Below are 22,694 nucleotides of genomic sequence, written 5' to 3'. Positions count from 1 at the left end.
GCCTGAATTCGGCTTGCAATCGAGTTCTAGTGAGTCCCGGAAACAGTCGTCGCGGCCGCCCCTCAACTGGCGGCGCGCATGCTTCCCCGGACCTTGTCCTTGTGCCAGCGCAGCAGATGCTGGCCGGCGTAGCGACGCAGCAGGCGCAGCAACTGCCCCTGCTGTTCACGGATGAAAAAGTGCTGCCCGTCGAGCAGGTCGAGGGTGAAGTCGCCCCCGGCCTCATGCAGCCAGCCGAGCAACTCGGCGCTGCGCAGGCTGTCCTCGCGTCCGCCGAACAGGTGCAGCGCCGCGTCCAGCGGCCCATGCGCCTGGTAGCGGTAGCTGCCGGTGACGAGAAAGTCCGCTCGCACCACTGGCAACAGCATCTGCATCAGCGACGGATCGTTGAGGACGGCCTCCGGAGTACCCCGGTAGTCGCGCAACGCGGCAACCAGCTCGGCGTCGGCCTTGGCGCGCCGGTAGCCGCTGACATCGTTTTCGGCGGGCGGGGATACACCGGAGAGGAATAGCGCCAGCGGCCCTTCGAGGCCGCGCCGACGCATGGCATGGGCCAGTTCGAAGGCCAGCAGCCCGCCCAGGCTGTGGCCGAAGAAGGCGTAGGGAGAAGCGCTATCGAGGGTGCCTTGCAGCTCGCCGGCCAATTGCGCGACCAGGCTGGCGGCATCGGTATGCAGGGCCTCGCCGAAGCGAAGGCCGCGCCCCGGCAATTCCAGGGGCAGCAAGCGGATCCAGCCCGGCAGGCTGGGCTGCCAGCGGCGGAACAGCGTGGCGCTGGCCCCCGAATAAGGCAGGCAGAACAATTGCAGGGAAACGGCCGGGCTCACCTGCCGACCTCCTTGCGCCGCTGTCGTGGCCCTCGTCCGGGGCAGAGCGCTTTCCCATGATCGATCGGCATTTCCGTCTCCTGCTGCGCACGCCGGGGCGCCGGGCACCTGCCCGCGCTGTCACAGAGGGGAACGGATAACAACGGCAAATAATTAGCGCATGTAACCGCAATCTCCGGGCAACCGCGGAGCATTGCGCGAAAGGACGCCAACCCCTATCCATTCTGATGGGTTGTGCCCGGCGCTATCGCCGCATCGGTGATAGCGATGTACGCCATGGAGCAGCCGGGAACGGTTGTCGCAGCGCCTTAGCGCAGTTCTTGCGCGGAACGCCGGCAGGAGCGGCGAGGCGGTCAATACCGATTTCTAACTAGCTGATTCCTAAAGATTATTAAAAAAATTTCGTCTGCGACGCATGACTGCAACATTGGCGCGGCCATCCTTCTGAAACGCCGAAGAATTTCTCCCCTCCATCATTCGCAGCGGCTATTTGCCAGCATGCGGACCATTCACGAATAAAGGTGAGATTGGTTATTTCTTCGTAATTGACAATCATTATCATTCAACATAATTTGTTGCGCCATGTGTGGGTCTTACCCCACCGCCAGTGCTCTGCAGCCCCCTCCGCAGCAAGGTGATTTCCATGTCGGAACAACTGTCTACCCGCAGATGCGATACCCCGCTCCTCCAGGCATTCGTCGATAACCGTACGATCCTGGTGAAGATCGCCGCCCGCATTACCGGTTGCCGCTCGCGAGCCGAAGATGTGGTCCAGGATGCGTTCTTCAGGCTCCAGTCGGCGCCGCAGATCACTTCGTCGTTCAAGGCACAGCTCAGCTACCTGTTCCAGATCGTCCGCAACCTGGCCATCGATCACTACCGCAAGCAGGCGCTCGAACAGAAATACTCGGGGCCGGAGGAAGAAGGCCTGAACGTGGTGATCCAGGGCGCCTCGCCGGAAACCTCGCACATCAACTACGCGACCCTCGAACACATCGCGGATGCCCTCACCGAGCTGCCCAAGCGCACCCGCTACGCCTTCGAGATGTACCGCCTGCACGGCGTGCCACAGAAGGACATCGCCAAGGAACTGGGCGTCTCGCCGACCCTGGTCAACTTCATGATCCGCGACGCCCTGGTGCACTGCCGCAAGGTCACCGCCGAGCGCCAGGGCGACAATCTGGCGAACCTGAGCGCGCGTCGCTGAGACACAGGGGCAGGCATTGCGCCTGCCCGTTTCTCTATTGGCGTCCGCCGGACGCCTCGAGCTTCTTCCCGCCCCGTCAGGCCAGACGACAGCGCTCGAAGAACCGTTCGCGGCCGATGATCATCAGCGCCGCCCGCTTGTGCGGAAAGTCGAACTCCTTCTCGCAGTGGAAGCACAGGTTGTGCATGTGACCGATCATCCGCGCGTTATCTGCGCGCGGTTCCGCCACCACTCGCTGCGAGCGCGGGTCGTCGAGAAACAGGTAGTGGACCAGTGCCGATAGCCAGCAGGCGACCTTGTGCGGACCCCGGTGGGCCTCCTCGCCGACCAGCATGTGGATCCCGCGGTCGTAGTCTTCGGCCACGTAGAACGGCGCGATGCGATCCTCCTTCGCCCAGTAGGCCTCGAAATAGGCGAAGGGCTCATCGTCGAAACAGCCGATGAGCCCCAGTGCATGAGGATCCGCCTCGAGCTGGCGCAAACGCTCGCGATGTTGTTCCAGGCTTCCATCCTCCTGCCAGAACTCCGCCACCCTGGGCGAGTTCTGCCAGCGATGAAAACGCTCCAGGTCCCTCTCGATGTCCAGGGTACGCAAGGATATCCAGCATCCCAATCGCGCATCGAAGCGCCGGTAGACCTCTCCCCTGGGCTTCGGCCGGCGCAGCGGATGACGCTTTCCATCGGTAAGTTGCATCGACTGGGGATAGCACGGCTGGGCAAGCGGCAGCCAGGGCCATGGCAACTGCCAGAACCGGCCCCTCTCGCAGACATAGGTGCCCGCTGCGGCGGCTCCTGTCAGCATCCCCTTCGCCAGGGACTCTTCGGGTTCCCAGGACAGCGACCAGACGAGCCGCTGGCAATCCGGATCGCGGGCGAACAGCCAGTAGCTGGCGGCCCACAACGCATGCTCGGCATCGCCGCCGGGAAGCTCCTCCACCGCCAGCCGTATTTCCGTGTCTGTGCGCTCCAGGCGCAGGCGCAACAGCAACGCACCATCCAGGGCAAGGCTGAGCCGGCTATCGGTTTCGTCGCCACTCAAACGCTGCCCGCCAGGCAACGGCAATACAGTCAGGGAATTCAACAGGGGCATGATCGGACTCGAGACACGGAGTTGTTCTCAGAGGAACGTCATGTGAAGGAGGAAATTTAAGCGCGCGCGAGCCAGGCGGCAACGCGCGCGTCGAGGCGCCAGCGTCATCCAGAGGCGCGGCCGGAGGAACAAGGAAGAACCCGAGTGAGCGAAGTACGCGGCGCCCACTGGCTCAGTAGACTTCCGGCACGATGATCTCGCCGGGCGTCGGATGCCTGACGTAATCGGCGTGGCGCAGGCGCTCCGGCAGGTGTACCGGCGGCTGCGGAACTTCCCGGTAGGGCATCTGCTGCAACAGGTGGTGGATGCAGTTCAGCCGCGCGCGCTTCTTGTCGTCGGCCTGTACCACCCACCAGGGCGCCTCGGGGATGTGGGTGCGTTCGAGCATGGTTTCCTTGGCCTTGGTGTAGGCCTCCCAGCGCCGCCGCGACTCCAGGTCCATCGGACTGAGCTTCCACTGCTTGAGCGGATCGTGGATACGGCTGAGGAAACGCAGGTGCTGCTCGGCGTCGGAGATGGAGAACCAGTACTTGAGCAACTGGATGCCCGAGCGCGCCAGCATCTTTTCGAACTCAGGCACGCTGCGGAAGAATTCCTCGTATTGTTCGTCGTTGCAGAAACCCATGACCCGCTCGACCCCGGCACGGTTGTACCAGCTGCGGTCGAACAGGACGATCTCGCCACCGGCCGGCAGGTGCGAGACGTAGCGCTGGAAATACCACTGGGTCTGCTCGCGGTCGTTCGGCGCGGGCAGCGCGGCGACCCGGCAGACCCGAGGGTTGAGGCGCTGGGTGATGCGCTTGATCACGCCGCCCTTGCCCGCCGCGTCGCGTCCCTCGAAGAGAATCACCACCTTGTGCCCGGTGTGCACCACCCAGTTCTGCAGTTTCACCAGTTCCCGTTGCAGGCGGAACAGTTCGCGGAAATAGCGGCGCCGACTCAACTCGCCGGGCGCATCCTCCTGCTCGGGACCGAACAGCTCGTCCAGGTTCAGCTCGTCGTCGAGCAGTTCCTGCTCCAGCTCTTCGTCGTGTCGATCGAGCCAGTCGCGACCGATGCGGCCCGAGGTATCGCCATAGGAGTCCATGCGCTGCTCTCCACGTCATGCCGAAATACCGCGAATGCTAGGCGCGCCTTCATGACGGTTTGGTGACGGTTCGATGAAAACGTAGCGATCGCCCGCCGTCGAAAACAGTCGAAAGGCCACTGAAAGTCAGAAAATTCCCTAATCATTTGAATGACTTGGCCTAAGCTGGCCAGCCTCTCCGCACTTTCCACATGCTCCGCGCACCCCGGCGACCGCCGGGGCGAACCGCGCCCTTGCGGCGCCATTGATCGGAGATCGACCATGCAAGCGTTTTCCAAACAGCAACTCATCGATGCGCTGAATGCCCAGAGCAGCGACCTGGCCACCCTGCAGAGCCTGGTCATGGGCCTCTACCTGTGGATTCGCGACAGCCATGGCCAGGCCAGCGTCGATGCGGCCTTCCAGCGCGCCCGCGAGGAGGCCAGGCAATTCCGCCAGCAGAGCGGCAACCAGGCTGACGAGCGATTGATCCTGCACCTGGCGGAAATCGTCCGCGAACAACCCTGAGCCATGACCGGCACAGACTGACCGGTTCGGCCTGACTCAAGGCCGCAAGGCAGTCCCGGGCGCCGCGGAATCGACTTTCGCGGTGTCCTCCGCGGGCAGCACCCGGATGGTCGCGGTCACGCCGGCGCGCAAGGTGTTGCGCTGGCGATAGGCGGGATCGATGGCGATGCGCACCGGAATTCGCTGGGCCAGCTTGACCCAGGTATAGCTCGGGTTGATGTTCGCCAGCAGGCGCGAGCCCTCGGCATTCTCCCGGTCGGTGATGGCATGGGCGATGCTCTGCACGCGCCCGTCGAAGCGCTCGCCGCTCATCAGTTCCACCCGCGCCCGGCTGCCGACGCGGATGCCCGGCAACTTGGTCTCCTCGAAGTATCCGCTGACATAGAACGAATCGCGGTCCACCAGCGCCAGCAATGGCACCCCGGCGTGGGCGTAGTCGCCCTCGCGGGTCTGCAGGTTGGTCACGTAGCCGCTGACCGGGGCGCGCACCTGGGTACGTTCGAGGTCGAGACGGGCCTGCTGCAAGGCGGCTTCGGCAAGCTCCACGTTGGCCTGGGCCAGGCCGAGGCTGGCCTGGTTCCTCAGCAACTCGGCCTGGGCCAGGCTGACGTCGGTCTGGGCCTTTTCGTTCTCTTCCACCGATAGCATCGAGCGCTTCTGCAATGCCGAGCGCCGCTGCGCCTCGCTGCGGCGCTGGCGCAACTGGGCCTGGCTGGCCTCGATCGCCGCGCGCGACTCGCCCAGCGCCGCCCGCGCCACGTTCACCGCGCGCTCGGCGCGCAGCACCGCCAGTTCATAGCGCGCCGGATCGATGCTGAGCAGCAGCTCGCCCTTCTCCACGGGCTGGTTGTCGCTCAGCGGCAACCGGGTGATCAGCCCGGAAACGTCCGCCGACAGCGTCACCACATCGGCGCGGACCCGCGCGTCACGGGTCCAGGGCGTGCGGGTGTAGCGTTCCCAGGCGAGGAACACCAGCGCCGCCGCCACCAGCACCGCCAGCAGGGTGGCCAGGCGCGGCCATTTGCCTTGCAACAGGTTCATCGGGACATCTCTCCCATCCACAGGATCAGACCGGCGCAGATCGCGCAGTACAACGCGCCCTGGAACAGCGCTTCGTGCCAGACCCGCTGCAACACGCCGAAGCGCCGCAACAGCGGGTTGAGCAGCAGCAGGATCAGCCAGGCCAGCAGCAACGCCTGGGCGATCGGCGGCAGGTAGGCGCCCCCGACCTCGACATCAGCGGGCATGTCCGCCCTCCTCTTCTGGTTCTTCGACGACCGCCGGTGCGCCGCGGTCCTCCTCCAGCAGCGTCCGATAGCGTTGCAGCGACTGCTGCAGGATCAGTACCGCGACATTCATGATGAAGCGCTGCCGCGTCGCCCCGAGGTCCTTCGACGGCTGCGCCAGCAAGGCCTCCAGGCCCCGGCCGAAACGCCGCAGGGCGGCCAGGGCGAGGTCCTGCCGCGGGGCGTCCGCGCCGCCGGCTATGTAGGCGGCGACCTCGCGCAGCGCCTCGCCCAGCAGCGGCTGCAACTCCAGCGGCACCACCCCGGCGTCATGCAGCGGCTCGCGCAGGCGGTTCAACGCTACGCCCATCACCACGCAGCCCAGGGCGCACTGGAAACGTTCCGCCGCAGCCGGCTCCTGGCTCGCCGGCAGCAGGCCGACCATCACCGCCAGGCGATCGATCATCCGCGTCTCGAAGGCGAAGCGCTGCGCCTCGCTGGCCTCGCAGCGCGACATTTCCGCGACGTCCTGGCGCGACAGGTAGAGCAGCCGGCGCAGGCGCGGGTCGGCGCGGAACGGATAGACCAAGGCGAACACCAGCACGGCGAGGACCGCCGCGGCGAGGAAGCCGCCGACGAACTCGAACCACTGCGAAGCGTTGCTGTAGTAGACCGCGATATTCTGCGGCGCCACCATCAGCAGGGTCTCCAGGCCGATGCCCATGGCGATCCCGGCGCTCAGCGGGCTGCTCAGGCCGACCGCGACCACGTACAGCAGCAACGCCATCCACAGCGCCAGCCACTCGAAGTCGGCGGATGCCGGCAACAGCACGAACAGCAGCGCCGCCGAGATCAGGATCGCCAGCAGCAGCCCGCGCAGGAAGTTCTGCGCCGCCAGCAGCGGACGCGGGAAGGTCGCCATCAGCGAGCACATCACGCCGACCAGCAGCAGGCTGCTGAGGGCGCCGTTCCAGGCGCTGGTGATCCACAGCCAGGCGGCGCAGGATAAGGCGACGAAAGCGCGCACGGCGTTCATCGAGGCCAGTGCCCAGTCCAGGTGCAGCGCCTGCGCCTGGCCACGGCGGTAGAAACTGCTGGCCTGGCGGCCGGACTGGATCGCATCGTTGAGTTCGAGCACTTCGCCCAGGCGCTGGAACAGCCGCGCGTATTCCCAGCGCAGGATCGCCACCTGCGGGCGCAGCGCCGGGCTCAGCGCCTCGTCGTAGGACTCCGCGCGCGTCGCCGCGGCATCGAAGGCCTGGCGCACCGCCTGGAACTCCTCCAGCACCTCGGAGGGTACCGCCCGCCCCTGCTCGGCCAGCGCGTCCAGCACCCGCAGCGCACGATCCAGCAGCGCCTGGATATCCGCCGGCAACGGCCCGACCCAGTGCGCCCGCACCAGCAGGCGATGCTGGCGCAGCAGCAACAGCCGCGAGGCCATCAGCACCAGCAGGTTACCCAGCAACTGCACCAGGCCATCGGCGCGGCGCAGGTTCGGCGCGTCGAAATAGAGGTGCCGGCGCAGGCCGTCCAGCGCGGTGATGCTGGCGACCAGTTGCATCTGCCGCTGGTTGAACGACTCGTCGCCCTCGTCGCCGCGGATCACCGCCGCGGCGTGCCGCGCGGTACTGCGGATCAGGCCGTCGACCTGGGCGAAGTAGCCCTTCGCCACCGCCTGCGGTCGCGCGCTGAGCAGGCTGACCAGGGCCACGCAGGCGACGCCCAGCAGGGTCTCGGTGACCCGCACCACGGCGAGCATGAAGGTGTTTTCCGGATCGGGAATCGACAGCACGGCGACGATCACCGCGGTGAAGCCGCTGAGCACGAAGGCGTGCGAGTCGGTGTAGCGCAGCAAGGTGCCGCCGGCGGTGCAGAGCGCCAGCCAGAGTCCCAGGGCGACGAAGAACGGCAACGGTTGCTGGGCGAACAGCGCCATGATCAGCACCGCCACCACGGCGCCAGCGAAGGTACCGAGGACCTGGGCGAAACTGCGCTTGAGAGCCATCCCGGCCAGCGGCTGGCTGACGATGACCACGGTCATCAGCGCCCACTTCGGCTGCTCCAGGTCGAAGAGGAAGGCCAGGTACAGGGTCAGCAGCCCGGCGGCGACGGTGCGCAGGGCGAACAGCAGGGTTTCCCGCGGCGGCCGCCAGAGCAAGCGGGCGTAGAATTTCAGCCCTTCCATGCCCGGCCCCGCACCTCCAGGCAACGGTTGGCCGCGGACCAGGCGGCGATGAAGCGACTCGACATGCTGGTTTCTCGTTCGGGGTTCATGCGGCGGGTTCGCTTCCAGTCTAGAAGGCGCAAGGAAATCCGTGGCCGCCTACGGGGGCGGGCAGGTGCGGTCGGCCACGGAGCGACGAGTCGCGGCTACAGGGTAAAAGCCCCGACGGCCTTCCCGGTAGCGCGTCCAGGCGAAAACCGTTTTCGCTGAGAACGAACGCTGCGGCGCCTTTCGATTGGGTAAGCTTGCTCAAGGCTGGATCGATTTAGCTTGCGAATCAAGCGGATAGAAAGCCCAAGGAAAACGACCAGGAGGAGCCGAGAATGCGTCGAGCGATTGCCACTGTATCGTGGGCCCACCGATGAGCCTGCGTTTCGACGATATCGAAGCCTTCCTCAACGTCGCCGAACTCAACAGCGTGACGTCGGCGGCCGAGCGCATGAGCCTGTCCAAGTCGGTGATCAGCAAGCGTGTCAGCGATCTCGAACGACGCCTCGGCGTCCGCCTGCTCTATCGCACCACGCGCAACGTCGAGCCGACCGAGGCCGGGCATTTCTTCTACAAGGCCGCCAAGGCCTCGCTGCAGGAACTCAACAACGCCGCGGAGATTGTCGCCCTGCGCGAGAACGACCTGTGCGGCGAATTGCGCATCGTCACCCCGATGAGCTTCGGCACCCTCTGGCTGTCGCCGATCATCGCCGACTTCATGAGCCAGCACCCGCGCCTGGAGATCGTCCTGCAGATGGACGACCGCCTCACCGACTTCGAGAAGGAAGGCTACGACCTGAGCATCCGCGTCACCCGCCTGGACGACAGTTCGCTGATCGCCCGGCCGCTGGCCAACAGCCAGCGGGTGGTCTGCTGCAGCCCCGACTACGCGGAACGCCACGGCACGCTGGACACCCTCGAACAACTGATGCAGCACGAGTGCCTGGGCTACAACAACGCCACGCCGAGCCAGGTCTGGACCTTCGAACCGGCGTTCCCCGGCGCCAAGCCCCGTGCCGTCTCGCCACGCGGACGCTTCAGCAGCAACAACGGCCAGGCCATGCGCGACGCCGCCCTGCGCGGCCAGGGACTGGCGTTGCTGCCGCTGTTCATCGTCGCCGAGGACCTCAAGAACGGCCGCCTGGTGGACGCCGCGCCCGGCCTGCGCCCACTCGACGACGTGATCTACGCGATGTATTCGCGGGCGGCGGCGATGTCGCCGAAGGTCAAGGCGTTCATCCAGCATCTCCAGCAGGCGCTGTCGATCCCGCCCTGGGGCAACGGCTGAGCGACCGAACCATTCCGGCGAGGCTCCGGTCAGATACTGGGCATGCGGAGAAGACTCCCAGGAGCCTGTCGTCTCTCCCCCGTCCGGCCACCCGGCCCACAAAGGAGAACTGCCATGATCGTGCGTACCCTGCTCATCGCCGCCGCCCTGCTCGGCGGCACCGCCCAAGCCGCCGAAAGCACCGACCTGTGCGGCGCCAACCTGCAGAAGCTGGACGATATCCTCGCCGTGCGCGGCAAGACCTCGGTCACCGGTGCGCGGGTCACCGAGGTCAAGGAACTCCAGGCCAAGGCCAGGCAGGACCAGGCCAGCGGCGACACCAAGGGCTGCATCACCGCCACCACCCAGGCCCTGCAGATCCTGCAGAACACCGGCAAGAAATGATCCGCGACAGACGCAAGGCGGATAACCGCAAGCGGTTATCCGTCCTACCCCAATGCAACCCTCCGCAGGCGTTATCCGCCGACACTCCAGCCCCCGCCCCGACCGCGTCCGATTTCGCTCACTCGAAGCGCAGGCTTTCCCGTACCGCGCGGATTTCCGCCTGGCTGGCGTCGTAGGCCTCGGCCAGGCCGGCATAGGACAGCGAATAGGCCGAGGTCTTGCCGGCCGCGGCGAGCAAGGTCTGCTTCATCACCACGGCGCCGCGCTGGCGAATGGTGCAGGTGGTCTCCAGCGCCGCCAGCCCGCCGGTGGTGGACGGCTGCGGCGAGGTGCAGGCGGTCTGCAGGCCGTTGCGCAGGAACTCGATCTGCACCAGCTTGCGCATGTGCCCGAGGACTTTCTCCAGGTTCACTGCCTGCCCGCTCTGCAGGGGCATCCGCGTTACCTCCATCACCAGTGCCTGGGAGCCGTCTGCCTGCAACTTGACCGCGCGCTGGCGCTGGCCGGCGCCGGCCTGGCCGGGCTGCGCGGCGGGCAGGTCGCTGACCTGCCAGCCCGCCGGCCAGCGCGCCATCGACGCCTCGGCCAGGCTCAGCGCGGACAGCGTGCCGACCGCCAGGGCCAGCCAGCGCCAGCCGTTGCGTCGCGTTTGCGCCTGCCTCACGGTGTACCCTCCTCTTCGCGTCCCTCCACGGCCGGCCGGGGCTGCCCGAGGGGCTCCTCGAAACGCAGCAGGCGTCCGGCATTGCCCAGCACCAGCAAGGTGCTGAGGTTGTGCAGCAGCGCCGCGACCATCGCCCCGGCCGCGCCGAGCAGGCCAAAGGCTGCCGCGGCGACGATCGCCAGGGTCCAGCCGAGGCCGATCGCCACGTTGACCTGCAGGGTCCGCCGGCATTGCCGGCTGAGCCGCACGCAGGTGCCGAGGCGGCGCAGGTCGCTGCCGATCAGCACGATATCCGCCGAGGCCAGGGCGATGTCGGCGCCGCCGGCGCCCATTGCCACCCCGACCACACCGGCCTTCAGCGCCAGCGAATCGTTGATGCCGTCGCCGACCACCATCGGCCGGAAACCGCTGCCGATCTCCGCGCCGACCTGGCGCAACTTGTCCTCCGGCAACGCCTGCGCCACCAACTGGCGAATCCCCACCTGCTTGGCCACGGCGTCGGCCACCGCCTGGCGATCGCCGGTCAGCAACAGTTGCCGGCCCAGACCCAGTTCGCGTAGATCGGCCAGGGCCTCGGCGGCCTCCGCGCGTACGCTGTCGGCCAGCAGCAGCCAGCCGAGGAAGCGCCCGTCCAGGGCGATTCCGGCGATCGGTCCCTCGTGCGCCGGCACCTCGCCGGCGTCGATGCCCAGTTGCTGGAACAGCTCGGGCCGGCCGAGGGCGGCTTCGCCCGCCGCTGTTCGTGCGACCACGCCGAACCCCTGGCGTTCGCGGATATCGCTCAATGGATGATAGGCATCGTGCGCCGCCAGGGCCGCCAGCGCTCGGCTCACCGGATGGCTGCTGGCGGCGCCGAGGCTGGCGGCCAGGCGCAGCACCGACGCCTCCTCGGCGGCATCGGCCAGGCGCAGCGCCTGCAGGCGCAGGCTGCCATGGGTCAGGGTGCCGGTCTTGTCGACCACCAGCGAAGTCAGGTCCGCCAGTTCCTCGAGGAAGGCCGAGCTGCGGATCAGGATGCCATGACGGGCGGCCACGGCGATCCCGGCGATAGCCGTGGCCGGGGCGGACAGCACCAGGGCGCAGGGACAGGCGGCGACCAGCACGGCGAGCATGGCCTGGGCATCGTTGGTGACGAACCAGGTGACCGCGGCGATCAGCAACACCAGCAACATATACTGCCCGGCGTAGCGCTCCAGCAGGCGGGTGATCGGCGGCTTGGCGCGCTCGGCCTGCTGCATCAGGCCGATCACCTTGCCCAGGGTCGAGGCCTCGCCGGTACGGGTTATCTCGATGCGCAGCAGGCCGTCGAGGTTGATCGCGCCGCCGTAGACCTCCATCCCCGGCGCCACCTCGAGCGGCACCGACTCGCCGGTGATCGGCGCGGTGTCGAGACTGGCCTGGCCCTGCAGGACCCGCCCGTCGGCCGGAACCCGGTCGCCGGCGCGCACTTCCACCTGGTCGCCCGCTCGCAGGCTGGCGTTGTCCACCTCGCTCAGGCTGCCGTCGGCCTCGATCCGCCGGGCATGGCTGCGGGTCAGCTCGCCGAGGGCGGCGATGGCCTCCTGGGAGCCGATCACGCTGCGCTCCTCCAGCACGTGGCCGAAGATCATGATGATCGGCAGCAGCGCGGCGGTCAGCAGGTCGCCGCTGGCCCAGGCGCCGAGCATGGCCAGCGCGATCAACTGGTCGGTGACGCCGTGCAGGCTCGGATGCCGCAGGCTGTCCCAGGCCGAGCGGGCCACCGGCAGCGCCACCAGCAGCGACGCGACGCCGAGCAGGATCTGGCTGACCCCGGCCTGGTCCGCCGCCAGCCAGCGCCAGGCCAGGCCGAGCAGCAACAGGCCGAGGGCGAGCATCGCCAGGCTCAGCTGGCGCGCGGCGCGGCGCTGCTCGTCGCGGCTGAGCAGGCCGCCGCCGAACGGCAGGTGATGATGGTGATGCGCGCAGCCGCCATGGCTGCCGTGGGCGGTCGGCTCGCTCATGCGCACCTCCCGGGGCGAGCCGCGGCGGCTATTGCGGGAAGCGCGCGTCCGGCCGGCGTACGTAGTCCAGGGCTTCCTTCTCGGTGAGCTCCCAGATCTGCTTGACCTGCCCGTTGTTGTCGCTCTTCAGCCCGACGAAACTGCCCTTGAGCTGGGGCATGCGGCCATAGACGATGAACAGGTTCTGCGCCGTGCGGATGCGCACCGACGGCGCCACCGAATAGCTGACGGTCTTCTTCCCCAGCCCCAGGGTGAGCACGCTGCGCAGCAGGCTCTGCTTGGGTTTCTTCAGGGTGATGACCGGGTACTGCGCGCTGGCCACGAAGCCCACCAGCATGTCGCTCGGCAACTGCCGCGCCAGCGCCTCGCCGCCGCACAGCAACAGCGCCAGCCCGCACAGCAGGGCCCTGCCGGGTGATAGCCGCGCACCGTTGCCCGTGAATGGAATACCGCCTGCCGTCATTGCCCGTCCCGTTCGCCTGGTTGTTCGACTCGGCGCCGCGTTCCGCTGGCGGAAGCGCGTACCGAAGGTTGATGCCGACGCAGGGTAGCCGTTTCACGTTCGCTTGTCCGTCCATTGTTTCACAGCCCGCGAAGGGCACCGTCGGGCAGCGGCTCATGGCTGCCCACCTTGCAGAATCAGGCGGCCATCGTCGCGCGGATCGACGCTGCCGACCGAACCGGCCTTGCCGAGGATCGCCGGCACCCGTTCGCGGTACAGGCGCCAGAGCAGGCCGGCATCGGTCGCGCCCAGCGCCGGGGCCAGGCCAACGATGCTGGCGGTGTCGCGGCGCGCCTGGGCCAGCCGTTCGCCGGCCTCGGCGCGGGCGACCTGCAGGGTGCGGTCGGCCCCCTCGGTGGCGGCCTGGGTGAGTTTCTCCGCCTCGGTGCGCGCCTTGGCGACGTTCTGCTCGGCCAGTTGGCTGGCGGTCAGCACCGCGTTGAAGGCGCTTACCGCATTGCGCGGCAGGCTCGACTGCACGTCGACCCGCACCACCTGGATGCCCAGCCCGCTGCCGGCCGCGGCCAACGCCGCCAGGCTGTGGTTGATGCCCTGCACCAGGTCGCCGCGCAGGCGTTCGCGGCGCTCGGCGACCGCGCTGTCGTTGCCGAGCAACTCCGGGCGCGCCACCAGGATGGTGTCCAGGTCGCGCGCGGCGCAGACCTGCACGGCGTTGCGCGCCACCAGCCGGTCCAGCGCCGGCAGCACGTGGGCGCCCTGGAGGACGTAGGCGTACGGGTCGTCGACCTTGTAGAACACCCGCACGTCCAGTTGCACCACCCCGGCGTCGCCGGTCAGCAGGTAGCCGGAGCCGGCCAGCGCGTCGCTGGACAGGCTGACGTCGAGGTCGGCGCGACGCGCCTGCTCGGAACGCAGCAGGCCCTCGACGCGGCGTTCGATCACCTGTTCGGCGGACGGCAGCAGCACCACCTGCTCCAGCGGCTGCGGCCAGGCCAGCAGCAGGCCGGGACCGGCCAGGCGCTCCAGCGCGCCCAGGCGCAGCACTACGGCGCGGTTCTCCGGGCCGATCTGGCGGACGTTGGAAAACGCCCAGGCCAGCGCCGCCAGGAGGGTCACGCCGAACAGTGCGAGGAACGCCAGGCGTCCGGCCTGCAGCCAGGGGCTGCGCAGCCCCTCGCGCGCTTCGCCGCTCATGGCCGGCGCCCGTTGGCCGGCGCTTCGGCGGGGAGCGCCGGCGGCCCGTCGACCAGCACGCGGAACGGTGCGGCATCGGTGCGCAAGACCAGCCGGGTATCGCCGTTGACGATGGTGCCGAGGGTGTCCAGCGAGCGCAGCAGGTTGTATAGCTGCGGCGAACCGGCGTAGGCCTTGCCGTAGATGCGCGCCGCCTCGACCCGTGCCTGGGCCTCGATCTCCGCGGCTTTCACCGAAGCCTCGGCCTGGATCACCCGGGCGTCGCGCTCCGCCGCCGAACGGATCTCCGCGGCCTGGCGACGGCCCTCGGCGGTACGCTCGGTGGCGATGGTCTCGCGCTCGGCGCGCATGCGGTCGACGGTGGCGCCGAGGGTCACCTTGGGCAGGGTCAGCCGCTCGATGCCGACCTGCACCACCTTGACCCCGTAGGTCGCCAGCAACTGATGGTCGATCTGTTCGCGCAGGCGCGCTTCGAAGTCGCCGATACGCACCCGCGACGCCTCCGTATTCACCAGGTCGGCCAGGTCATAGGCGCTGGCGGTGGTTTCCAGCGCCGAGCCGACGAAGGTGCGCAACTGCCGGGCAGCCTCGTCCGGCTGGTTGCGCACCGCGCGCATGAAGCGCTGCACGTTGTCGGCGTCGCCCTGGACCTGCCAGGCCACGTAGGCCTGGACGATGATCCGCAGGCCATCGCGGGTGCCGACGTCCTGCAGGCCGCTGGAGGTGGTGCGCAGGCGCAGGTCGACCGGGATCGCGCTCTCGAACGGCAAAGGCAGGCGCCAGGCCAGGCCCGGTTCGAGCAGGACCCGCGCCGGGTTGCCGAAACGGGTGATGACCATCGCCTCGCCGGAACGCACCTGCACCAGGCAAGCGGCGGCGACGGCGAACAGCACCAGCAGCGCGGCGACCAGCAGCCGGCGCCAGGGCGGCGCGGCCTGTGCGCCATGGCCGTGATCGTGATCGTGATCGTGATCGTGATCGTGATGATGCTCGTGGTGGCTGTGCGAGTGGGAGTGACCGAGGCTCAAGAGCGCTCTCCTCATGGTGCGGATTGCCCGGCCGCGGACGCCGGAGCGGCGGACGGACGGGACGAAGACGGGGAATCCAGGCGGCCGAGGCCGAAGCTGCGCAGGTCGATGGTCGGCGCGCCGGCGCCGGCGATGCGGTGGTCGATGAGCAGCAGGTTGGCCTTGCCCAGGCCGAGCCCGAGCTGGCGGTAGTAGGCCTCCAGCAGGAAAGCCTGGCCGGCGTCGGCATAGCCTTCCCGCTCGGCGGCGAAACGCCGGTCGGCGGCCTGCGCGGCGGCCAGGGTCTCGCGGGCCTGCGCGCTGGCCCGGTCGTGCGCCACGCTGGCCTGTAGTTGCGCCTCGTTGCGCTGCGCGGCGGCCTGCCCGCGCTCGCGGGCGATCAGCGCCTGGGCGGTGATCTGCGCGGCCTGCACCGCGTGGTAGGCGTTCGCCGCACCGGCCGGCGGATGGATCGCCTCGACCGCCGCGCCCAGTACCTCGACGCCGCTGCCGAGGCGGTCGAGATCGGCCTGCACGGCCTGGCCGATCTGCTCGGCCAGGCCCGCGCGCTGCTCGCCGAGGACCTCATCGAGGGTCCGCGAGGCGAAGGCATGCACCAGTACGCGGCTGGCGGTGCTGCGCACCAGCGTCGGCACGTCGGCGCTGCGGTAGGTCGCCGCCAGCGCCGATGCGTCGTCGAGAGCGATGCGGTAGACGATGCGCACGTCCATGTTGACGATCTGGAAGCTCTGCCGATGGTCGGCCAGGCTGGCGATGACCTGCGATTTCTCGCTGACGTGGGAGGCGTCCCACAAGCGGTTGGCGCTATCCGGGGCCGGACCTTCGGCGGGCGCGAGCGGCTCGGCTCCGCCGTCGCCGGCGGCGACGCTGGTGGCCAACTCGTGGACCACCCCGTTCTCCACCGCCAACACCCGCCCCAGCGGCCAGGGCAGCCCCAGGTGCAGGCCGGGGCCGAGCACCGCGACCGGCTTGCCGAAGCGCTCGTAGACACCCCGTGCATCCATGCCGATCTCGCGTACGCCGCTGAGCAGCCAGCCGCTCAGCGACACCACCGCCAGCACCGGCAGGAACGCCCGCCGCATGAAACCGAAGGCCCAGACCTGGCGCAGGTCGATGCCGAAGCGCTGGTGCAACTCATGCTGCAGACGCTGCAGGGGACGCGGCGGCCAGCGCAACAGGTCGGCCAGCAGGCTGGTGGCGACCAGGCGCGGTTCGAGGCCGGCACGCTGCGGCGCGAACATCGCCAGGATCGCCCTACCCAGCAACTCCAGCGCCAGCGCCGCCGGCAACAGGCCGAGCAGTACCGCCAGGCGCGGGGCCCAGGGGTGTCCCTGGCGAGCCAGGAACAGACAGAGGGCGGCCAGCACCAGGGTACCGATCAACGCCCGCGCCAGTTGCCCGAGGACCGGGGCTTCCGGCCACTGCACCGGCCCTTGGCTGGCGAGGCGACGTTCCAGCACCAGCACCGCGAAGGCCAGCAGCAGGCAGATACCGATGGCGAGGTCGGCCGCTTGCCCGGAACTGGCCGGCGGCAGGTCGAGACGCCAGCCGGCGGCTACCAGGCACAACGCCAGCGCCGCGCTCGCCGCCAGCCACAGCGCAGCGTGCCCGAGCTGGGCCAGGCCGTGGGCGATGGCCTGGCCCAGGCGCTCCAGCAGCCGTTCATAGGCGCTGTCGGCGGTGGCGTCGGGTTCGTCCCGCTGCCAGCGCAGCCAGGCAGGCCGCGCGCTGGCCTCCGCGCCGAGGACCACGCAACGCCAGGCCGCGACCCGGTAGGCCGCGTGCAGACCGGCGAACAGGACCAGCCAGGCCGCGCCGAGGTTGTACAGCAGCGGCGGCCAGAGCGAGTCGGCGGCGAACAGGCCGATGAAGAACCCCAGCACGGCGCAGGCGGCGGCCAAGGCGACGCTGGCCGCTGCCCATCGCCACAGCTGGCGCAACTGCCGGGGCGCCTGCTGGAAACGCGGCAGCGATTCGGCGGCGACGCCCTCGGCGTCCAGGTCGACTCTCATCTTCACTCCAGGCAAAACTCGAAGGTACCGGCCAGGCCGGCGCAAACGCCCGCAACTTTATAACAATGCGCGTTAAGAAGTTGTCATGATTTGAAAAACAGTCTGCATCCCAAGGCTCTTGACTGGAAGACGAGAGTCTGTGTGCAGCACCCTGGGCAACACCTAACCAATCGAAAGGTTCTAAGCAGCCGGGAAAAACCACCGGACATCCGTGCAAACGACCATTCGTCGGCAATTCTCATTCAAATCGGATTTCTTATAACCAATCCGCATAGGCCTACCGGAGCCCTCATCTCCCCCGCAAAGGCACGCCATTCCGGGCCTCGACGCGTAGCCGGCAGGCCTTTTCGCATAGCCTGACGGTTTTATAACAGCGGCAGAGCGTCAATAATCCGACCATCGACTGTGATAGCGTCAAAAAAGAATCATATCGATCCTTTGTAGCGTTATCCGGTGCCATGCAGTCCTTATCGAACAACCGCCGGGGCCTCGCCAAGCCCCGGTTCGAGCCACGCATTGCGTGGTCGCAGCAAACGTTTGTGCGGATTACCCCAGGAGGCTCGCCCATGACCGAATCGACTGCCGGGGCCGGAGTCCATGGCACAGCCTCCGGACAGGCTGGCGAAAGCCCTGCCGCGCGCAGGGAACGATCGCCGGTGACGGATCGTCGATGAGCCGGGGGAAGCCATGCGAAGCCTGATCGGGATGACGTTCCTGAACTCCTCCGTAGGCCAGCGCCGGCTGCGCCAGAACGGTATCGTGCTGCGCCTGGGACCGGTAGTCGCGGATCGCCGGCGCGCGACCCTGCCGCACCGGCAAGGCCACTGCCTCGATCGTCAGGGCCTGGAAACCCTGTTGCTATGGCTACAGCGGCACTTCCTCTGCGTGCCCCTGGAACACCTGCTCGAAGGCCCCGCTCCAGCCTGCCTGCGGATCGCCCTGAGCGTCGACGGCAACCCTGCGGAACTGGCCGAGCTGGTCTATCCGCTGCTGGAACGCTACGAAATGCCGGCGAGCGCCTTCATCGGCGGTGACCCGCGCAGTTGGCGCGAAGCGGTGGCCGAGACGCTCTGGCAGGCCGATGCGACTGCCGCCGGACCCTTGCTGGAACTGCTGGAGGGTTACAGCGGCGCGGCACTCATGGCGGTGTTCGAACGCACCGGCGACGACCAGCGTCGCAGCCGCAACCTCGACCTCCTCCTGCGCAAGCTGGAACGCCTCGACCCGGCCTCGCAGCAGGCCTTGCACGCGGCCTGCCCGGTTCCCGCACCGTACAGCGCTGGCGACTGGGAGCGGGTCCGCCGCCTGGAAAACAGCGGCCTGCTTCGCTTCGGCCTGCGCGGACAGGAGCCGCACCCATCGGCAGGCCTTTGCGCCGAGGACTGTCTCGGCCGCGCCCACCGCCAGCTCCAGCAGCATTGCGCCGCCCCCCTGCCGGTGTTCTGCCAAGCTCGCACCACACCCGCCGCGCAACCCGGCCTGCGCGCCGCCCTCGGTCGGCTTGGCTACCGCTTCGCCTTCGGCGCGCGCAATGGCCTGGTGGATACCCGTTGCGACCCGCTGGACCTGCCGCGCATCGAGGTGGATGCGGCGATCGCCGCCCGTCCCGGCCGGCTGGCCTGGCGCATCTATCGTGGAGCCCGCCCATGAGCATGGCTTCCAGCCCGTTGCCAAGGAGGCGCGACAGGCAGTCGCCCTCCGCCGGAAGACCGCCCGAACCACGGGAAGCGAACGCGCCGTCGCCCGCCATGCCGCAGCGACGCCGCTCTCAGGGATATGGCCAGCCCAGCTGGCCCGGTATCAGCAAGGATCGTCCCATGACTGCAGACACCCCTACCTCTGTCGCTACCATCAACCACCTGCTGCTCGGCGCGCCCTACACCAGCCCACTGGTGATCCCCGGCGACTGGCTGGTCGACGAGCTGGAAGGCGCCGTGGAGGTCGGCGGCTTCACCGACGGCCTGTTCCGCTGGCCGACGCGCAAGCGCAGCGGCCGCCCTTCGCCGATTCTCTGCGGCGACCTGCTGCGCGCGGTACGTACCGAATGCGCCGAGTCGGTGCAGTTCTGGTGGGGTTTCAGTCCGAGCCTGGTGGGGCGCTGGCGCCGCGCCCTCGGCGTGACCCGCCGCAACAATCCCGGCGACCAGGCGGTGGCGCGCGCCCGCGCCGCCCTCGCCCGCTCGCTGGACCGCAAGGCGCCGCCGAAGGCACCGGCCGCCTGGTCCAGCGAAGAAGTCGAGTTCATCCGCCGCCACGGCAGCAAGCGCAGCCTGGCCTGGTGCGCCTACATGCTCGGCCGCAGCTACCAGAGTGTCGCCAGCAAGGCCGAGGAGCTTTCCCCGCACAGCGGGCGCGACCGCAACAATGCGATCTGGAGCAAGTCCGAGGAAGATCTGTTGCGCCAGCACTACCAGCAGCGCGGCTCGCTATGGTGCGCGCAGCAGACCGGCAAGACCCGCGCAGCGGTATTCCACCGGGCCAAGAAGCTGGGCCTGCAACGGCAGCGGCCGAAACACCCGTGAGGCCGGTCGCCGCCCTCTCCCGCCGAGGCGAGAGAGGGCCAGTGCTCAACCGCGGTAGTAGCGCTGCGCCACGAAGGGCATCTTGCTGACCACCAGGGTCACCGGCTTGCCGCGCACCATCGCCGTCACCTCGCTGCCCAGGCCGGCCAGCTCGCTCGGCACGTAGCCCATGGCCAGCGGCGCGTTGAGACTCGGACCGAAACCGCCGCTGCTGACCTTGCCGATCGCCCGCCCCTGGGCATCGACGATCTCGGCGCCCTCGCGCACCGGCATCCGCCCCTGCGGCAGGAAACCGACGCGCTTGCTGGCAACGCCCTGCGCCTGCTGGGCAAAGATCCGCTCGGCGCCGGGGAAGCCGCCGGCGCGCACGCCGTCGGCGCGGCGCGCCTTGGAAATGGCCCAGCCGAGGCTGGCTTCGACCGGCGTGGTGGCGCTGTCCATGTCGTGGCCGTAGAGGCACAGGCCGGCTTCCAGGCGCAGCGAGTCGCGCGCGCCGAGGCCGATCGGCGCCACTTCCGGCTCGGCCAGCAGGCGCCGCGCCAGGGCCTCGGCATGGGCGGCGGGCACGGAGATCTCGTAGCCGTCTTCACCGGTATAGCCGGAGCGGCTGACGTAGCAGTCCTGGCCGAGCAGCTCGACGCGGGCGAACTGCATGAAGGTCATCTGCGCCACCTGCGGCGCCAGGCGCTCCAGCACCCGCACCGCCGCCGGTCCCTGGAGAGCGAGCAAGGCACGCTCCTCGAACAGCGGCTCGACGCTGCAACGGTCTTCCAGGTGACGACGCAGGTGCGCCAGGTCCTGGTGCTTGCAGGCGGCGTTGACCACCAGCAGCAGGCAATCGCCGAGGTTGGCCACCATCAGGTCGTCGAGGATCCCGCCCTGCTCGTCGGTGAACAACGCGTAGCGCTGCTGGCCCACCGGCAGGTCGAGGATGTCCACCGGCACCAGGCTTTCCAGGGCCAGCGCCGCATCGGCGCCCACCAGGCGGATCTGGCCCATGTGCGAAACGTCGAACAGACCGGCCTGCTCGCGGGTGTGCAGGTGCTCCTTGAGCACCCCGGCCGGGTACTGCACCGGCATGTCGTAGCCGGCGAAGGGCACCATCTTCGCCCCCAGTTCCAGGTGCAGGGCGTGCAGGGGCGTCTTGGCGAGGGTTTCTGCGGTCATGTTTCACTCCATGGCATCCCGGCCTCCTGTCTGCCGGAGAGCCGCGATCGATTGTCGGGAAAGAAAAAAGAAGCGCCGGCGCAGCGGCGCGGTTCAGCATTCGATGATGTTCACGGCGAGGCCGCCGCGCGCGGTTTCCTTGTATTTGCTTTTCATGTCGGCGCCGGTCTGGCGCATGGTGCGGATGACCTTGTCGAGGGAAATGAAGTGCTGGCCGTCGCCGCGCAGGGCCATGCGCGCGGCGTTGATCGCCTTCACCGAAGCCATCGCGTTGCGTTCGATGCAGGGCACCTGGACCAGCCCGCCGACCGGGTCGCAGGTCAGCCCGAGGTTGTGCTCCATGCCGATTTCGGCGGCGTTCTCGACCTGCTGCACGCTACCGCCGAGCACTTCGCAGAGCGCCCCGGCAGCCATCGAGCAGGCCACGCCGACCTCGCCCTGGCAACCGACCTCGGCGCCGGAGATCGAGGCGTTTTCCTTGTAGAGGATGCCGATCGCCGCGGCGGTGAGCAGGAAGCGCACCACGCCGTCGTCGTCGGCCCCGGGGATGAAGCGCGCGTAGTAATGCAGAACCGCCGGAATGATCCCCGCCGCGCCGTTGGTCGGCGCGGTCACCACGCGGCCGCCGCTGGCGTTCTCCTCGTTCACCGCCAGGGCGTAGAGGTTGACCCAGTCGAGCACGCTGAGGGCGTCGCGCAGACCGGCCTCCGGCCGCTGGCACAACTGGCGGTGGAGCGCCGCCGCACGGCGCCTGACCTTCAGTCCGCCGGGCATGATGCCCTCGTTGCGGCAGCCGGCCTCGACGCAGTCCTGCATCACCTGCCAGATACGCAGCAGGCCGGCACGGGTTTCCTCGGCGGGGCGCCAGGCCTTCTCGTTCTCGGCCATCAACTGGCTGATCGACAGGCCTTCGCGGACGCAATGGTCGAGCAGTTGCCGCGCGGTCTTGAAGGGGAACGCCAGCGGCGTGCGGTCCTCGACGATGCGGTCGAGGCCGGCGGCCTCGTCGTCGACCACGAAACCGCCGCCCACCGAGTAGTACTCGCGGCTGCGGACCTGCAGGCCGGCGGCGTCGAAGGCACGGAAGATCATGCCATTGGGATGGTAGGCCAGCGGCTTGCGGATCAGCGCAAGGTGTTCCTTCTCGACGAAGCGGATCGGCCGCTCGCCGAGCAGGCGCAGCTCGCCGCTGGAACGGATGGCATCGAGCCGAGCGGGAATCGCGGCGGTATCCACCGTGTCCGGCTGCTCGCCCTCCAGGCCGAGCAGTACCGCCTTGTCGCTGCCGTGGCCCTTGCCGGTGGCGCCGAGCGAGCCGTACAGCTCGACCTTGACGCTGGCAGTGGCCTCCAGCAACCCCTCGCGCCTCAGCCCCTCGGCAAAGCGCGCGGCGGCACGCATCGGCCCCACGGTGTGGGAGCTGGACGGCCCTATGCCGATCTTGAACAGATCGAAGACACTCAGGGACATGCTCGTCTCCGCTTGCGGATTGGCCACCACCATGGCGGCGTTCCTGTTCAATCAGCGTAGACCGGGAAGTGCCGGCAGAATTCGCCGACCTGGCCCCTGACCCGTTCGCCGACCTCGGGATTGTCGATATCGTCGAGGATGTCGCAGATCCAGCCGGCCAGTTCGCGGCACTCGCCCTCGCGGAAACCGCGAGTGGTCACCGCTGGGGTGCCGATGCGGATGCCGGAGGTGACGAACGGGCTCTGCGGATCGTTCGGCACGGCGTTCTTGTTCACCGTGATGTGCGCCGCTCCGAGCGCCGCGTCGGCGGCCTTGCCGGTCAGCCCCTGCTTCACCAGGCTGATCAGCATCAGGTGGTTGTCGG

The 22,694-nt window shown here is 68.5% G+C and carries 20 protein-coding genes and 1 pseudogene; 6 read left to right on the top strand and 15 right to left on the bottom strand.

The window, feature by feature from the left end; all coding sequences use genetic code 11:
- Positions 1 to 62: 62 nt before the first annotated feature.
- Complete coding sequence (gene pvdG / locus HMPREF3014_RS14850) at positions 63 to 827, bottom strand: pyoverdine biosynthesis thioesterase PvdG (RefSeq protein WP_003116905.1); 765 nt, start codon at positions 825 to 827, stop codon at positions 63 to 65.
- A 643-nt stretch (positions 828 to 1,470) separates the two neighbouring features.
- Here pvdG and pvdS point away from each other — a divergent pair.
- The gene (gene pvdS / locus HMPREF3014_RS14845) at positions 1,471 to 2,034 is read left to right on the top strand and encodes a pyoverdine signaling pathway sigma factor PvdS (RefSeq protein WP_003116904.1); all 564 of its coding nucleotides are present in this window, start codon (positions 1,471 to 1,473) and stop codon (positions 2,032 to 2,034) included.
- A 76-nt stretch (positions 2,035 to 2,110) separates the two neighbouring features.
- Here the strand turns inward: pvdS and HMPREF3014_RS14840 are convergent, their stop codons facing one another.
- Positions 2,111 to 3,124: a GNAT family N-acetyltransferase gene (locus HMPREF3014_RS14840; RefSeq protein ID WP_003116903.1), complete on the bottom strand. Its 1,014-nt coding sequence runs from the start codon at positions 3,122 to 3,124 to the stop codon at positions 2,111 to 2,113.
- 172 nt (positions 3,125 to 3,296) lie between these two features.
- Entirely contained in the window at positions 3,297 to 4,211 is a 915-nt protein-coding gene (gene ppk2, locus HMPREF3014_RS14835) for a polyphosphate kinase 2 (RefSeq protein ID WP_003089666.1), read from the bottom strand.
- A gap of 261 nt (positions 4,212 to 4,472) precedes the next feature.
- On the opposite strand from ppk2, the gene HMPREF3014_RS14830 reads away from it, so the two are divergent.
- Positions 4,473 to 4,718: a hypothetical protein gene (locus HMPREF3014_RS14830; protein WP_003113070.1), complete on the top strand. Its 246-nt coding sequence runs from the start codon at positions 4,473 to 4,475 to the stop codon at positions 4,716 to 4,718.
- A 36-nt stretch (positions 4,719 to 4,754) separates the two neighbouring features.
- On the opposite strand, the gene HMPREF3014_RS14825 is transcribed toward HMPREF3014_RS14830, so the two are convergent.
- From HMPREF3014_RS14825 to HMPREF3014_RS14815, 3 genes are read right to left on the bottom strand one after another with little or no spacing between them, the layout of a single operon-like run.
- Positions 4,755 to 5,759 (bottom strand): HlyD family secretion protein, encoded by a 1,005-nt coding sequence (locus HMPREF3014_RS14825; RefSeq protein WP_003116902.1) that lies wholly within the window; start codon positions 5,757 to 5,759, stop codon positions 4,755 to 4,757.
- A complete protein-coding gene (locus HMPREF3014_RS14820; protein ID WP_003116901.1) occupies positions 5,756 to 5,965 on the bottom strand; it encodes a DUF1656 domain-containing protein in 210 nt (69 codons plus the stop codon). The genes HMPREF3014_RS14825 and HMPREF3014_RS14820 overlap by 4 nt, the downstream gene beginning before the upstream one ends.
- A complete protein-coding gene (locus tag HMPREF3014_RS14815; RefSeq protein ID WP_003160355.1) occupies positions 5,955 to 8,129 on the bottom strand; it encodes an FUSC family protein in 2,175 nt (724 codons plus the stop codon). The genes HMPREF3014_RS14820 and HMPREF3014_RS14815 overlap by 11 nt, the downstream gene beginning before the upstream one ends.
- Before the next feature lie 400 nt (positions 8,130 to 8,529).
- Here HMPREF3014_RS14815 and HMPREF3014_RS14810 point away from each other — a divergent pair, with 400 nt between their 5' ends.
- Positions 8,530 to 9,444, top strand: coding sequence for a LysR family transcriptional regulator (locus tag HMPREF3014_RS14810; protein WP_003089677.1), 915 nt, complete (start codon positions 8,530 to 8,532; stop codon positions 9,442 to 9,444).
- A 114-nt stretch (positions 9,445 to 9,558) separates the two neighbouring features.
- Positions 9,559 to 9,828 (top strand): hypothetical protein, encoded by a 270-nt coding sequence (locus tag HMPREF3014_RS14805; protein ID WP_003102968.1) that lies wholly within the window; start codon positions 9,559 to 9,561, stop codon positions 9,826 to 9,828.
- A gap of 118 nt (positions 9,829 to 9,946) precedes the next feature.
- Here the strand turns inward: HMPREF3014_RS14805 and HMPREF3014_RS14800 are convergent, their stop codons facing one another.
- The 6 genes from HMPREF3014_RS14800 to hflK (HMPREF3014_RS14775) all read right to left on the bottom strand — a co-directional run bounded on the left by HMPREF3014_RS14800 (position 9,947) and on the right by hflK (HMPREF3014_RS14775) (position 17,171).
- Positions 9,947 to 10,492, bottom strand: a complete 546-nt coding sequence (locus HMPREF3014_RS14800) for a DUF4946 domain-containing protein (protein ID WP_003102966.1) — start codon at positions 10,490 to 10,492, stop codon at positions 9,947 to 9,949.
- Positions 10,489 to 12,474, bottom strand: coding sequence for a cation-translocating P-type ATPase (locus tag HMPREF3014_RS14795; protein ID WP_003139213.1), 1,986 nt, complete (start codon positions 12,472 to 12,474; stop codon positions 10,489 to 10,491). The genes HMPREF3014_RS14800 and HMPREF3014_RS14795 overlap by 4 nt, the downstream gene beginning before the upstream one ends.
- Positions 12,475 to 12,502: 28 nt before the next feature.
- Positions 12,503 to 12,937 carry a hypothetical protein gene (locus HMPREF3014_RS14790; protein ID WP_003089693.1) on the bottom strand — a complete coding sequence of 145 codons (435 nt, stop codon included), beginning with the start codon at positions 12,935 to 12,937 and terminating at the stop codon, positions 12,503 to 12,505.
- 153 nt (positions 12,938 to 13,090) lie between these two features.
- Complete coding sequence (gene hflK / locus HMPREF3014_RS14785; RefSeq protein ID WP_023087474.1) at positions 13,091 to 14,131, bottom strand: protease modulator HflK; 1,041 nt, start codon at positions 14,129 to 14,131, stop codon at positions 13,091 to 13,093.
- Complete coding sequence (gene hflC / locus HMPREF3014_RS14780; RefSeq protein ID WP_023087473.1) at positions 14,128 to 15,159, bottom strand: protease modulator HflC; 1,032 nt, start codon at positions 15,157 to 15,159, stop codon at positions 14,128 to 14,130. Before hflC ends, hflK (HMPREF3014_RS14785) begins: the two co-directional genes overlap by 4 nt.
- Before the next feature lie 11 nt (positions 15,160 to 15,170).
- Positions 15,171 to 17,171 carry a protease modulator HflK gene (hflK, locus tag HMPREF3014_RS14775; RefSeq protein ID WP_023087472.1) on the bottom strand — a complete coding sequence of 667 codons (2,001 nt, stop codon included), beginning with the start codon at positions 17,169 to 17,171 and terminating at the stop codon, positions 15,171 to 15,173.
- A gap of 687 nt (positions 17,172 to 17,858) precedes the next feature.
- Here hflK (HMPREF3014_RS14775) and HMPREF3014_RS14770 point away from each other — a divergent pair.
- Complete coding sequence (locus HMPREF3014_RS14770; RefSeq protein ID WP_003119383.1) at positions 17,859 to 18,821, top strand: polysaccharide deacetylase family protein; 963 nt, start codon at positions 17,859 to 17,861, stop codon at positions 18,819 to 18,821.
- Positions 18,818 to 19,693, top strand: a complete 876-nt coding sequence (locus HMPREF3014_RS14765; RefSeq protein ID WP_034068247.1) for a hypothetical protein — start codon at positions 18,818 to 18,820, stop codon at positions 19,691 to 19,693. Before HMPREF3014_RS14770 ends, HMPREF3014_RS14765 begins: the two co-directional genes overlap by 4 nt.
- Before the next feature lie 45 nt (positions 19,694 to 19,738).
- Here the strand turns inward: HMPREF3014_RS14765 and gcvT are convergent, their stop codons facing one another.
- The 3 genes and pseudogenes from gcvT to glyA form a co-directional block, all read right to left on the bottom strand.
- Entirely contained in the window at positions 19,739 to 20,860 is a 1,122-nt protein-coding gene (gene gcvT / locus HMPREF3014_RS14760; protein WP_003122380.1) for a glycine cleavage system aminomethyltransferase GcvT, read from the bottom strand.
- Between the two features lie 93 nt (positions 20,861 to 20,953).
- A complete protein-coding gene (locus HMPREF3014_RS14755; RefSeq protein WP_003112071.1) occupies positions 20,954 to 22,330 on the bottom strand; it encodes an L-serine ammonia-lyase in 1,377 nt (458 codons plus the stop codon).
- Positions 22,331 to 22,377: 47 nt separating this feature from the next.
- Positions 22,378 to 22,694 (bottom strand): annotated as a pseudogene (gene glyA / locus HMPREF3014_RS14750) (serine hydroxymethyltransferase); the annotation flags it as partial.

The organism is Pseudomonas sp. HMSC065H01 (genome assembly GCF_001815235.1).
Taxonomy (GTDB): domain Bacteria; phylum Pseudomonadota; class Gammaproteobacteria; order Pseudomonadales; family Pseudomonadaceae; genus Pseudomonas; species Pseudomonas aeruginosa.
This window is presented reverse-complemented; position numbering and strand designations above follow the sequence as displayed.

Coding starts and splice junctions, on each gene's coding strand:
- HMPREF3014_RS14805 (WP_003102968.1), top strand. CDS start 9,559: ATGATCGTGCGTACCCTGCTCATCGCCGCCGCCCTGCTCGGCGGCACC.
- HMPREF3014_RS14770 (WP_003119383.1), top strand. CDS start 17,859: ATGCGAAGCCTGATCGGGATGACGTTCCTGAACTCCTCCGTAGGCCAG.
- HMPREF3014_RS14820 (WP_003116901.1), bottom strand. CDS start 5,965: ATGCCCGCTGATGTCGAGGTCGGGGGCGCCTACCTGCCGCCGATCGCC.
- ppk2 (WP_003089666.1), bottom strand. CDS start 4,211: ATGGACTCCTATGGCGATACCTCGGGCCGCATCGGTCGCGACTGGCTC.
- HMPREF3014_RS14765 (WP_034068247.1), top strand. CDS start 18,818: ATGAGCATGGCTTCCAGCCCGTTGCCAAGGAGGCGCGACAGGCAGTCG.
- HMPREF3014_RS14755 (WP_003112071.1), bottom strand. CDS start 22,330: ATGTCCCTGAGTGTCTTCGATCTGTTCAAGATCGGCATAGGGCCGTCC.
- pvdS (WP_003116904.1), top strand. CDS start 1,471: ATGTCGGAACAACTGTCTACCCGCAGATGCGATACCCCGCTCCTCCAG.
- HMPREF3014_RS14815 (WP_003160355.1), bottom strand. CDS start 8,129: ATGGAAGGGCTGAAATTCTACGCCCGCTTGCTCTGGCGGCCGCCGCGG.
- HMPREF3014_RS14810 (WP_003089677.1), top strand. CDS start 8,530: ATGAGCCTGCGTTTCGACGATATCGAAGCCTTCCTCAACGTCGCCGAA.
- hflK (WP_023087472.1), bottom strand. CDS start 17,171: ATGAGAGTCGACCTGGACGCCGAGGGCGTCGCCGCCGAATCGCTGCCG.
- hflK (WP_023087474.1), bottom strand. CDS start 14,131: ATGAGCGGCGAAGCGCGCGAGGGGCTGCGCAGCCCCTGGCTGCAGGCC.
- HMPREF3014_RS14840 (WP_003116903.1), bottom strand. CDS start 3,124: ATGCCCCTGTTGAATTCCCTGACTGTATTGCCGTTGCCTGGCGGGCAG.
- HMPREF3014_RS14790 (WP_003089693.1), bottom strand. CDS start 12,937: ATGACGGCAGGCGGTATTCCATTCACGGGCAACGGTGCGCGGCTATCA.
- HMPREF3014_RS14825 (WP_003116902.1), bottom strand. CDS start 5,759: ATGAACCTGTTGCAAGGCAAATGGCCGCGCCTGGCCACCCTGCTGGCG.
- HMPREF3014_RS14830 (WP_003113070.1), top strand. CDS start 4,473: ATGCAAGCGTTTTCCAAACAGCAACTCATCGATGCGCTGAATGCCCAG.
- gcvT (WP_003122380.1), bottom strand. CDS start 20,860: ATGACCGCAGAAACCCTCGCCAAGACGCCCCTGCACGCCCTGCACCTG.
- HMPREF3014_RS14795 (WP_003139213.1), bottom strand. CDS start 12,474: ATGAGCGAGCCGACCGCCCACGGCAGCCATGGCGGCTGCGCGCATCAC.